The organism is Sphingobium sp. DC-2 (assembly GCF_000722555.1).
Taxonomy (GTDB): domain Bacteria; phylum Pseudomonadota; class Alphaproteobacteria; order Sphingomonadales; family Sphingomonadaceae; genus Sphingobium; species Sphingobium quisquiliarum.
Genome location: NZ_JNAC01000051.1, coordinates 170,865 through 183,639 on the forward strand (window position 1 = coordinate 170,865; position 12,775 = coordinate 183,639).

The 12,775-nt window shown below is 61.9% G+C and carries 7 protein-coding genes; all 7 read right to left on the reverse strand.

What is annotated here, in order from left to right:
• Nucleotides 1-12 precede the first annotated feature (12 nt).
• Complete coding sequence (locus ET21_RS0111555) at nt 13-2,073, reverse strand: NAD(P)/FAD-dependent oxidoreductase (RefSeq protein WP_081856699.1); 2,061 nt, start codon at nt 2,071-2,073, stop codon at nt 13-15.
• A gap of 2 nt (nt 2,074-2,075) precedes the next feature.
• Nucleotides 2,076-3,137: a hypothetical protein gene (locus ET21_RS0111560; RefSeq protein WP_030539818.1), complete on the reverse strand. Its 1,062-nt coding sequence runs from the start codon at nt 3,135-3,137 to the stop codon at nt 2,076-2,078.
• Nucleotides 3,138-3,560: 423 nt separating this feature from the next.
• Entirely contained in the window at nt 3,561-5,288 is a 1,728-nt protein-coding gene (locus ET21_RS0111565; RefSeq protein ID WP_030539819.1) for an arylsulfatase, read from the reverse strand.
• 74 nt (nt 5,289-5,362) lie between these two features.
• Nucleotides 5,363-6,304 (reverse strand): TauD/TfdA family dioxygenase, encoded by a 942-nt coding sequence (locus ET21_RS0111570; RefSeq protein WP_030539820.1) that lies wholly within the window; start codon nt 6,302-6,304, stop codon nt 5,363-5,365.
• A gap of 34 nt (nt 6,305-6,338) precedes the next feature.
• A complete protein-coding gene (locus ET21_RS0111575; protein WP_030539821.1) occupies nt 6,339-7,748 on the reverse strand; it encodes an MFS transporter in 1,410 nt (469 codons plus the stop codon).
• Nucleotides 7,749-7,756: 8 nt separating this feature from the next.
• Nucleotides 7,757-10,141 carry a TonB-dependent receptor gene (locus ET21_RS0111580; protein ID WP_037470763.1) on the reverse strand — a complete coding sequence of 795 codons (2,385 nt, stop codon included), beginning with the start codon at nt 10,139-10,141 and terminating at the stop codon, nt 7,757-7,759.
• 704 nt (nt 10,142-10,845) lie between these two features.
• Nucleotides 10,846-12,711 carry a gamma-glutamyltransferase family protein gene (locus ET21_RS0111585; protein ID WP_030539823.1) on the reverse strand — a complete coding sequence of 622 codons (1,866 nt, stop codon included), beginning with the start codon at nt 12,709-12,711 and terminating at the stop codon, nt 10,846-10,848.
• Nucleotides 12,712-12,775: the final 64 nt, after the last annotated feature.

Below are 12,775 nucleotides of genomic sequence, written 5' to 3' on the forward strand. Positions count from 1 at the left end.
ACCGCGCCATGGCTAGGCTGAACGGGCTTCCACGGTGTCCGGCTTCGATGCCGTCCGTCGCTGCACCGCCATCGGTTCCGATGCGTTCGCCGTCCCGCCGATGGAAAAATGCTCTGGATCAGGACTGCGGGTCAGCTGCCACATGTCGATGATCCGCCAGGGGCTGGACAGATAAAGCCGTCCCTTGCTGTTCTGATAATAGCTTTTCACGCGCGGATGACCCCAGATCATATTGTCCAACTGGCGGTCCAGCCGGTCATTATAGGCGTCAAAGGCCGCCTGCCTGGGTTCTATCGTACTCCCCTCGTGCGAGAGCATGAGGTCAAGGCAACCGATGGCGAGATTGGACTGCGCCTCCGACAATATGTTGATGCCCGCGCCATGCTGCGGCACGCTGTTGGGGCCGGACAGTACGAAGAAATTCGGAAAGCCCGGCACCGTGAGGCCCAGATGCGCGCGCGGGTCTTCATGCCCCCAAAGCTGGCGGATCGTCTTGCCGTCACGTCCTTCGATATGCATCGGCGCGAGCATGTCCGCCAGCACATAGCCAGTGGCGAATATGATGACGTCCAACTCGATCAGGCGGCCATCGCGCGTGACGATGCCGTTTTCGACGATCCGCTCGATGCCGCTCGTCTCCAGTTCGACATTGTCCTGCTTCAGCATGTCGAACCAGCCCGCGTCCAGGCACAGCCGCTTCGCGCCAGGGGGATAGTCCGGCGTCACCTTGTCTTTGAGGTCGGGACGGTCGGCCAGATGCTGGTCGATATAGGACAGCAGGAACTGCCGCATATGCTCGTTCGCCTGTGACACAGATACGTCCGGCATGTGCCAGTCGGGGTCCATGACGACATTCTGGTACAGCCCGTCCGATGCGTTCCAATAAGTATAGAGGCGCCACCATTGGGCATAATGCGGAATATGCCGCATCGCCCAGCGCACCTCTTCCGGCACCAGTCCGTTCAGCATCGGATTGGGCACGACCCAGTGTTTCGATCGCTGAAAAACGGTCAGGTGCGACGCGACATTGGCCAATGTAGTCGAAATCTGCATCGAACTTGCGCCGGTGCCGACAACGGCGACCCGCTTGCCTTCCAGTTGGACGCTGCCGTCCCACTTGGCCGAATGCATGGACACGCCCCGGAAACTTTCATGTCCCGGAATGTCGATATCCTTGGGACGATTGTTGAAGCCGATCGCGGACATGACCGCATTGACCCGCCGCGTTTCTTCCCGTCCCGTATCCAGCGAACGGACTGTCACATCCCACATCGATCCGTCCGCGTCCCAGATGGCCGAGACGACTTCGGTGCGAAAGGTCGTCCGGTCACGAACGCCATATTTCCGCGCGCAATGCAGCAGATAGGCATGGTTCTGATGCCCGCGCGAGAACCAGCGGGTCCAGTCGGCGTTCAGCTCGAAGGAAAAGGAATAGAAATGGCTGGGCGTATCCACCCCCAGGCCCGGATAGCGCGTATGATACCAGGTGCCGCCCACCTCGTCATTGCGTTCGATGATTTCATAGTCATAGCCAGCCTCCGCCAGCTTGGCGCCCAGCGCGATGCCGGTCATGCCCGCGCCGATCACCAGGACCTTGAAATCCTTCGGCGGCGTCTTTCGCGCGGTAATATCCACCCCTTGGGCCCCCGTAAGACCCGACTGCTCCAGCAGGAGCGGCACGAACTCTTCCGCGACATGCTCGCCCACATAAACATCCATCATGCGCCGGATAGTCGCGTGAGAAGGAAAAGCATCGGACACCGGCTCATCGCGCGTGAGGAGCGCGAAAAGCGCCTCACGAAGTTCCTCGCTCAAATCAGCCGGAATTCCCGCACCGCCACCCTGGAGTTGCGGCCGGATATGAGGCGCGAACCGGTCGAGAAATCCGCCGTCGCCGCTCAACTGCGTATAGGTCATGAGCAGCGTCGGCACATCGGCGATGGCCAGGGCATTGCGCAAGGCGGCCTCGTCGCGGATCGGCAGATGGCCCTTGGCGCTATTCGCGGTGGGCACGACCCGGAAGCCTTCGCGCTCGGCCAGTTCCTCTGGCGTCAGGTCATATGTCGTCGCCATGGTCATGCCGCCGCCCGATAGACCGGGGCTTCGGGCGGATAGATTTTCGGCGAACCGATCGCATAGTTGCGCAGCAGCGTCATCTTGAACTCTTCGTCGTGCAACGGATCGGATGGCGTCGCGATGCCGATCCCCTGCCCGCGCAGGTCGCGCAGCAGCGTGTCGATCACGCGCTCATGGGTCAGGTCGTCCAGATGATCGACATGCCGCTTGAAATCCTGATAGTCGGTGAAGGTCAGCGCGGTCCAGTGGAACAGCCAGCGCAACTCCTCCGTCGCAAACCGTCCGATCACCGTGTCGCCGCTGCGCATCCGCCAGCCCGAAGCGGAGTCGGGATCGCCCTCGAACACGGAATCGAAGGTAAGGCCCGGCACCCCCCATTGATCGGGCGTGCCGATAGATTCGCCCCGGTGGAACATGGATTCATTTTCCGCGACGATCCCCCGGTTCCAGAGGGGCGCTGCGATGCGCTGCGGCGCCTTGTCCGCGCCATCGGGCCAATAGGTGAAGCCGCCCTGATCGGACGTGCGCCAGAACCAGGTCACGACCGCGACCAGCTTCGACTTATACTCTTCGAACAGGCGCGAATTGGCCATGACCGACAGCAGCCAGATCGGCGTGTTGGTGTGGCTGAGCCCCCGGAAGGAAGGCGAGTCATAATGGCCGGGGTCCTGGCACTTCATCGGCGAGGCGACGTTGAAATGGAGCTGGCGCGCGCAGACATAATCGGTCTTGCGGTAACGCCGCGCCCAATTGAGCAGCTTCTCATTATACAGCACCGCATCGGCCCCCGGGTGGAAGCTGACGCCATGCTGGCCCAGGTCGCCCCGGAACATGGGGTCGAGGAACTGGTCCAGCGTCACCCCCTCGGCTACGGAGCCGGAGGTCGCTATCATCAGCTCCTCGGCGGAGGAAAACAGCTCGGCCGTCAGCAACCGGCGCGGCGGCCCCGCCCGCACGGCGTCAAGCAGGCCGTCAATCTGATCCGGCGTATAGACATCGTCCATCACGACCGGAGGAGCGCTGGGGATGAAGGCGGCGGCACGTTGGTCTGGGTTGATCATCGGGGACATCCTCTCTCACGCTCGTTCTTCGCGAGCGAATCCTTGAGGAAAGTATACGCTACCGTTTCCAGTTGGACAATGGGCGGCTTGCTTTTCCCTTCGACCGAAATCCCCTTATGCGGAAATGCCCTTCCTTTCCTGAATTGCAGCGGTCCCCCAGCTACGCTCTCAACAAGCGCCGCAGCCGTCAGCAAGGCAATGCCTAAGGTAATTCCATTATCCACGCCCACCAGCATGCAGCCAGTTTATGGCCGCGCCATCTACAAACAGCGCAACGTCATCAGGCGCATGTTCTGCGCCTCAAGGATGGGAGACGGCGCGTCACTCGTTTCGGCCGCGACAGCAAAAGTTCACGGCCCCGATCGTCCTTGCCGCCGCGGTCATCTGGTGGTTGTGAATCCTCAGCTAGGTACTTGCCGAATTTTATTTGTGAGCCGACGGTGCGGGCGGCAGCACCACGCCCTTATCCTGCGCGTAGCTGTTCCAGTCGGAGATCAGTTCCCGTAGCTTGGCGGGTTCCTTTGCTGCCAAATCTTCCATTTCGGCAGGATCTTGGGCTATATTGAATAGCTGCCAAGCACCCGTTCCAATGCTTTTACGAGGATAGGCATTACCTGAGGCCGACAGATAAACCGCCTTCCAGTCACCCTTGCGCAGGGCGCGGCGGTAGAAGAGTTCGGTCCCGACCGGCTCGTCCGGCTGCCGGACTTCCCTCTGTTCGCCCTTCAGCAACGGGACAAGGCTATGCCCCTGAAAAGGCAGGATGGCGCGCCCGGCGAAACGCGCCGGCTGGGTTTGTCTGGCGAGATCGAGCAAGGTTGGGGCTATGTCGGTGACGCTGAGGAAGCTGCCGACGATACGTCCGCCCGTAACCTGCGGTCCCGCAGCAAAGGCGGTAACGCGGGTGCCACCTTCGGTCGGATAGCCCTTGACCAGCCAGGAAGGGGCGCTGTTCGCCTGTGCCCAGCCAGGGCCGTAGCCGAGATAGGACGTCGCAGCGCCGATGTTGCCCAGGCTGTTGTCGATGCCCAGTCTGGCCTTTTCCTCAGGCTTAAGCGCTCCTTGGATTGGCGCATCGATGACATTGCCTTCGGGCCCATTGTCGGCGAGGAAGATGATAACAGTATCCTCATATCTGCCAAGCCGTTTGAGCGTCGCTATGACGCGCCCGATATTCTGATCCATCCGGTCAACCATCGCCGCGTAGACTTCCATTTTGCGGGCTTCTATCGCCTTCTCCTGCGGGGTTAGCGACGTCCAGGGCTTCACATCGACCAGCGTGTGCGGGGCGAGGTTGGCGGGCACCAGGCCCAGTTCCTTTTGCCGCTTCAGCCGCGCATCACGCAATGCCTCATAGCCCGCATCATAGCGGCCCTTATATTTGGCGATGACTTCGGGTGGCGCCTGGATGGGCCAGTGCGGCGTCGAATAGGGCAGATAGGCGAAGAAGGGCCGTGCGTCCTTCGCGCCTTCCTCCAGGAAGCCGATCAGACGGTCGGTGAAATAATCTGCGGAGTAGCGGCCCCTGGGATAGGCTACGACCTTGCCGTTATCGCGGTAGGTGGGTGCGGCGTTGATTGCTCGCCATGCGGCATTCTGGTCGGCGCCAAAATGATTGCCCAGCCCCTGGAGCAGGGCATAGGAGCGCTCAAATCCGCGCGCCGCCGGGCCCCGTTCCGGAGTGAGGCCAAGGTGCCATTTCCCCGACATCAGCGTGCGATAGCCGCCCTGGTGCAGCAGTTCCGCGATAGAGGCTACGCGGTCGTTCAGATAGCCCTCATAGCCGGGCTGCCCAATCTGCCCCGGCTGAAGAGTCTCCGCCATACTGCCAAGCCCAGCCTGGTGATTATCGACGCCGCTCAGCAGCATCGACCGGGTGGGTGAGCAAGTGGGCGCGGTATGGAAGCCTGTAAAGCGTATGCCAGCGGTCGCTATCGCATCCAGGTTGGGGGTGGAAATCTCTCCCCCAAATGAGCCGAGGTCAGACCAGCCCAGGTCATCGGCGACGATCAGCAGAAAATTGGGCCGTTGTGCGTTGACATCTGCTTTGGCCGCGCGCTGGGGAAGCTGTGCCGTCTGCGCCTGGGCCATACTGCCGCTGGACAGAGCGGTGATGCCAAGAGCGATAGCTGTTTTCAAAAACTTGTTCATTCGACTATCCGAAACCGGTCTGTAGGGCAGATGAAAGGGTGCCGGGAGCAGCGCGCCGCTCCCGGCCAGGGCGATCATTCGGCCGGGACGGCTTCGGGCGACTTTTCGATCTTGACCGAGCGGCTGCGGCGGCCATCGATCGCAACCGGCACATCGCCGTTCACGGTCGCGCGGCGCAGGGTGCGACGTTGCAGCCCGAAATCGGCAATGGCGCGATGCTGGGTCGATCGGTTGTCCCAGATGGCGACATCGCCTGCGCGCCAGCGCCACCGAACGGTATTTTCCGGCTTGGTGATATGATCCTGCAACACGGCGAACAGGCGCTGAGAGTCCGCGGGGTTGAGGCCGACAAACTGCTTCACGAAATGGCCGAGCAACAGGCTTCGCTCGCCGGTTTCGGGATGGACGCGGACAACCGGATGCTCCGTTTCATAGACGGTCGATGCGAATATCTTGCTGAACTCCTCGGACCGCTTGGCGTCCTTGCTGCCGAGAGCGGCGGCATAGTCATATTTATTGGAGTGCACCGCCCACAATCCATCGACCAGCGTCTTCAACGCTTCGGGCAGTTCTTCATAGGCGGTCGCGCCATTGGCCCAGAGCGTGTCGCCGCCGGCTTGAGGAACGTTGATCGCCCGCAGGATCGACGCCTTGGGATAGGCTTCGACGAAAGTGACGTCGGTGTGCCAGCTGGACGCGGCATAGCCCTCCTTCGAGTCCAGTTCGAGCAGGTAGCGTGATCCTTGCGCCACCGGAACCGTCGGATGCGCGACCGGGTCGCCTAACAGTGCGGCGAAAGCCTCATGCCGCTCATCGGTCAACTGGTCCTGATCGCGGAAGAAGATAACCTTGTGCCGCACTAGCGCCGCCCGGATCGCGTCGAGCGTCACGGGGTCAAGATCACCCGACAGCGCGACGCCGCGGATCTCCGCCCCGATGCGGCCAGCCACCGGAACGATGTCGAGCGGGCTTTCGGCATCCTTGGCATTGACGAAATTGTGTATCTGATCGGTCATGTCATGTCTCCTTGGGGGTGATGAACGGAGGGGGCTATTCGGCGGGCTGGAAAGCGTGGTCGCGTTCATCCAGCGCGCGGCGAATTTCGGTGTGAGCGGCCTCATCCAGCGGGAAGCCGTGGATCAGCCATGCGGAGAGAAGGTGCGCGATGGCGGGGCCAAGCGCGAAGACGGCGAGCAGGCCGCGCAGTGCGTCGGGCGTGTTGGCCGGGGCGGCCGGATCAAAGCCGAGCCAGCCTACGAGCGGCAAGGCAATGCCCACCGCCGCCGCCATACCCGCCTTGCTCGACAGGCTGAAGGCGGAGAAGAACAGAGCCGTCCGGTCTTCACCCGTGCGCAGCCGATGTTCGTCTGCGATGTCGGCCACCATCGACCGCAGCATCAGATTGCCCGACCCCTGCGCCAGCCCCTGGGCCAGCGTCAACGCGAGGAGCAGGCCGATCTGCCCCGGCGCCACCAGCAGCAGTCCAGCATTGATAACCACCTGGACAAGTTCGCCCGCGACGGCCGCGCGATGCTTGCCGATGCGATAACCGATCTGCGCCCAGATCGGACCGGCGACGATGCCGAAGACGAATTGGAAGAGGAACAGGCCGCTGGCCCAGTGGGGCAGCCCCATATAATGCGTCACGAAAAAGACGATCAGGGCACTGCGGATGCTCTGCCCCACCGTCACCGCAAAGTCGGACAGCAGCACACGGCGGAGCAGCGGATGCCCGAACAGAGCGACCACAGTCTGGCGGAGCGACAAGCGCGCCCTGGACGAAGGCGTTGCAGGCGCTTCGGCCTGGCTGCGCAACGTCAGCACGAGCGAGACGGCAAGGCTGACCAGCACGACGCTGCCCATCGCGGCAAGTTTCAGCGCGCCATCCTTCGGACTGATCTGGTCGATGATCGTCGGCAGGATGAGCACGACCAGCAGCGATGCGGAGCCAGCGACAGTCTGGAACGTGGCGATGCGCGTGCGGTCGTGATAGCCGCCATATGTTTCGCCCGACCAGGCCAGATAGGGTATCTGGACCATCGACCAGCCAAGATAGAAGAGGAACAGGCTGGCCGTGAGGTAGAGCGGCGATACCCATGACGCGGCCGGGAAGAAAAGCAGCGCGCCCGACACCCCGAACAGCGCCGATCCGGCCACGATCCAGGGCCGCCGCCTGCCGAAGCGCCCATGGGTTCGGTCGCTCAGAGCGCCGATCAGCGGGTCGGCCACGGCCCCCCACAGCCGTTCTCCCAGAAAGATCGCGCCGATTACCGCCAGCGATAGCCCGAATTGCTGCGCGTAGATCGCTGGCAGATGAACCGCCAGGGGCATCTGCGCCGCGGTGATCGGCACGAACAGCGATGCAAAGCCCGCCATCCGCCATCCGCTTTCGCGCTTTTCATCCTGCGGTGCCGCCTGCTGGAAGCGAGGCGGCGCGCTATGGTGATATACGCTAGCCATCATGGACCTCACAATCTGGTTTTGAGGGTGACGCCGATCGTGCGCGGGTCGCCGATGGTGCCGGTGACGAACCCGAACGCGCCTGCATTGAGCGCCTGGAAATATTGCTTGTCGGTGAGGTTGCGCGCCCAGACACTGATGTCCCAGAGCCCGCTGTCCGTGCGAATGCCGATGCGGGCGTTGAGCAGGCCGTAGCCCGGCACCTGCGCATAGCGGCTGTTGCTGGAGGAGGTATTGAAGCTGGAGCGGTGAGAAAAATCGGCATGGCCGTAAATTTCGATCCCGTTCCCGCCGACCGGCTGCGCCACGTCCGCACCCAGCGAATAGGTGAATTTAGGGACGCCGCCGAGCTGTACGCCGGTCAGATCCTGCGTGGGGACGAGCGCCGCGTTGCGTTCGGGCGCCTGCGGGGCGTTTCTGTAATCACGATAGGTCGCTTCGACATAGGATGCCGACGCCGTCAGGTTGACCCACTTGCTGGGCGCATAACTCAAGTCGCCTTCGATGCCGCGCGACCGCACCTTGGGAATGTTGGAGATATATTGGATGAAGTTGCCGATCGCCGTCGGCTCGGTGATCGCGGTCTGATAGTCGCTGACATCGGTCCAGAAGGCGGCGGCGTTGAACGTCAGGCTGCGGTCCAGCCATGTGCTTTTGAAACCCAACTCGAAATTGTCCACTGTTTCGGACTTCACTTCCGGCGCTGCGCCATTGGGTATGTTGGTGAGGTTGAGGCCACCCGATTTGCTGCCGCGCGAATAGCTGCCATAGACGAGGATATCCGGCGCGACCTTCCAACTGAGTGTCGCCAGCCCTGAAACGCTGTCGTCCTTGGTCGCGGCGGTGTAGCTTGTGACCGGGTTGAACTGGTTACGGATCGCCGTGGCGGCGGCAGCGTCGGCGGGCGCCAGCGTCGAAAGATCCGTGCCCGCGACCCATGCCTGGCGATAGACACCGTTCTTTTTCTCATGGGTGTAGCGAAGGCCGCCGGTCAGGCTTAGCGCATCGCTGACGTTCCAGGTCGCCTGGCCGAACAGCGCGTAGCTTTTCGTCGCCGGTTCTGAATAGCTACGTGTTTCAAAGCCATTCAACGCCGCATTGGAGATGGCCGGGTTGACGGCCGGGACGAACCAGTTGGGGGCTGCCGATCCATAAGCCGAAGCGCCATAGCCGCGGATCGTCTGCCAGAAATAATAAGCACCCACGGTCCAGTCGATGACATTGCTGCCGGTGGAGCCTAGCCGCACTTCCTGGCTGAACTGGCGCTGGCGGTTGGCCTGTTGCGCCTTGGTGATCACCGGCAGGCCGGTGCTGTCGCCGTCATTGGCGGGATCCCAGTCCCACCATCGGTAGGCGGTGATGGAGGTGAGCGCCACCTTGCCTAGATCCCAGTCGATCTGGCCCGACGCGCCATAGCTTTTCATGAACGCCTGATAATGGCTGTCGGAATCGCCTTTGCGTGCAAACGGGTCAGCGGGCAGCAACGTGTAACCGGCGCGCGAAGTGCGAGCGAAGATGTTGTTGGCGATCGTCGCGCCACTGTCATATGCCCCGAAATAAGCAACGGGAATGTTCAGCACATAATGTTGCTTCTGATGTGCATAATCTCCGATCAGCCGGACAGACAGCGTATCTGTCGGCTTGAGCAGCAATTGTCCGCGAAGGGAGAAATTGTCGTAGTCTTGCGCCTTCGATCCATCGTGCAGATTGGTCAGGAAGCCATCGCGGTGAGTATCGGCGATCGATAGACGGAAAGCGGCACGATCGGAAATGATCGGCATCGACACAGAAGCGCGTAGCTGGTGATAGCCATAATCGCCCAGGCTGAACTCCCCCTGCGCTTCGGGAGAGAAGCTGGGTTCGCGGCTGGTGATGTTGATCGCGCCAGCGGTGGTGTTCTTGCCGAACAGCGTGCCCTGCGGGCCACGCAGCACCTCGATCTGTTGCAGATCGACCAGGTCGAATTGTGACTGGCCCGGACGGCCATAATAGACGTTGTCGAGATAGAAGCCGACGCCGTTTTCCAGCCCGTCATTGGTCAGCGCGACATTTGAGCCCAGACCGCGAATATTGATGTTGGTATTGCGCGGATTAAAGCTGAATATCTGGAGACTGGGTACAATTTGCTGCACCTGTCCCAGCGTGAAATTGCCGGTCTTGTCGAGCGCGTCGGCGCTGATGACGCTAAGGGCGATCGGAACATCCTGCGCGTCTTCCTCGCGACGGCGAGCGGTGACTGTAATGGCCGCTTCGCTCTCCGCTGCATCGGAGGCTACTGCCTCCGCGGCGGGGGGGGGGGCGGGTTCGCCCTTTGCCCCGCCAAGGAGGGCTACGGACAGCAATAGTTTCCGACGAACGGCGGATGACCCCTTCGATTGAATATTATGACTCAATGATTTTCCCTGTCATTTTATAGGATTGTGTTGATCAGCGGGTGGAATGAACCCAGCGTGGTTCAACGATGGCGCGACGCCAAAGATCGCTGCCGCGGCCTGCTGAAATGGAATAGGCGCGGTAACGCATCGCCACGGAACGCAGACCGTGCCGCCTGATGACTCAGGTGGATGTGGTCACATCGGCCAGGCGGAACATCTTTGCGCCCGGAACCCGCGCATGATCGCACTGGGCGCGGGGGCGGCGCTGGAATAATGGATTATTGAGCGTATGTGCATCGTCTATTCTCCTGGGGGGAGAACACGATCCCTGGCGTAGCCGCCTTAGCATCGCGCGCTTTAGCCGTTGTTGACGCGGAGCAAGCTGCACCCCTTCAAAAGCCGCGGGTCGGATCTGTTACCAATAGCAGGAGCAACGACCATCCGCTCCTGCGTACAATCTCTATGTAGCTGATAGAGAATTATGCGCAATGCAAGTTTTGCTTCCTGCCGCCCAAATTCTGCTGTGGGCGACGGTCATGCGCGCGCATATGCGTCTGAGTAATCATGGCAATCTCCGCTCTTCATCTGCGGCGCGCCTGCATATCAGCGGCAACATCGCGACATCGACCGAGGGAGTGTGTGAACAGGCCGTCTGCTGCTGGCTGTCACCGATTGGAAAGAGCGAGCATCCGCAATGGGCCGGGTGCGACGACCGCTTCTATTCAATAGCCCACGGCATATCCCATGCGGCGGGGATCGGCTCCTGCCATAGGCGCGCCGGAAGTGTCGACCAATATGCCCTGCACGCTGCCGATTGCATAAGGTCCGACAAGATCAACTTTGTGCCCCATCGCCATCAAGCGCTGGATCAGCATGCCGGGGAAACGCCGTTCCGCCTGCACGGTGATTGCCGCGCCTTGCTTGTAGAAATTGGGGTCGGCGTCGAGGGCGAAGCGGGGCGCTTCAATCGCCGCCTGTATGGGCAGGCCACGATCGATGACATTGACCAGGAACTGGAACTGAGTCTGACCGATAGTCTCGCCGCCAGGCGATCCGAAGATCAGTTTCAGCCGCCCCTTATTAAGAACGATGGTCGGCCCATTGCCCAGCAAGGCGATCTTGCCCGGAGCGACCTTGTTGGGATGGCCGGCATAGGGTGCGGATGAGCCGAGACGCAGGCCGTTGTTAAACAATATCCCCGTATTCCCCATCACCAGGAAGGTGCCGAAGCCTCCGCCAATGGTGGTCGTGACCGCTATTGCATTACCTTCTGCGTCGACCGCAGACAGGCTGGTGGTGTCGCCGCCCCGGGTGCGATCGTCGTCACGGCTGGGAAAGTCCTGGCGCGCCCGTTCTGGCACAGTACGACTAAAGGCCGCCGCATTGCCGCCTTCTCGATACAGGCCCGCCCTGGCCGGATCGATCAGTTTGCGCCGTTCCGCGGCGAACCGCTTCGACAACAGCCCCTCGATCGGTGCCTTGGCAAACTTCGGATCCGCCGCATATTTGTAGACATCAGCCTTGGCGATCTTGATCGCCTCGATCAGATAATGGGTGAACAGGAGATCGTCGGCCGGAAGCGCGGCAAGGTCGAAACCTTCGACCAGATTGAGTTGTTCGCACAATTCCAACCCCGTGCGGGAGGTCAGCGGACTCGCATAGACATCAAACCCGCGGTAATTGGTCGTGACCGGATCGTCCCAGCGCGGCTGATAGGCCTTGAGGTCGTCAAGCCGCAACCAGCCGCCCGCTGCTGCCGAAAATCGAGCGAATTCCTGCGCGATCGGGCCGGTGTAGAAATAGTCATAAGCCGCCTGTAGCGCGCGATCGCGATCGGCGCCCCCTTTCAGCGCCTGGCTTTCCGCATCGGCAAGCGCCTGGAAGGTGCGGGCCAGGTCGGGATTGCGGAAGACCGATCGAGGGGCGGGAGGCTGTCCACCCGGCAGGAAGATGGCGGCACTGCTCGGGTAGAGGGCCAGCGTCTTCTGCGCGCGGGTGATGAACATGGCGATGGAGGCGTCGAGGGGATGGCCGTCGCGGGCATAGCCGATCGCTGGTTCGAGCAGAGTCGAGAGCGGCAATTTGCCGAAGCGGCGGACGAGTGCGATCCAGCCGCTAAAGGCGCCAGGAACGGTCAGCGCCTTGGGCCCATGGTCCAGCGCCTTGGGATCAACATCGGGATCGAGCAACTGCGGCGCGCCGCCGGTGAAGGCCAGTGAATGAACCTTGCCTGTCCTGCGTTCCAGGCAGGTCGCAAAGCCGTTGCCGCCAGCGCTCGATGCCCAGGGCTCGACCACATTCATCACGGCCATTGCCGCTACCACGGCGTCGGCGGCTGTACCGCCCTGCATCAGCATCCGTGTGCCCGCCATGGCTGCAAGCGGGTGACCGGCGGTCACACCGCCATGCGGCATCGGCACCTCCACCCTGTGCGCCGCCACGCTGGCGCTGCCGGTTCGAGGTGCGTCCGGCGCCTTAGCGCCCGATTGGGCAATGCCCCGGCCTGGCAGCGTGGCAAGCGCCACGCCAGCAAGGCCGGCGGCGAGCATTTCGCGGCGATCCAAGAGGTGCGGAGGCATATGGGACATGGCGAAACGATCTGCTCCAGAAAAATGTAAGGAGAAACGGGCACGACCCTCCCGCGCCGCGCCC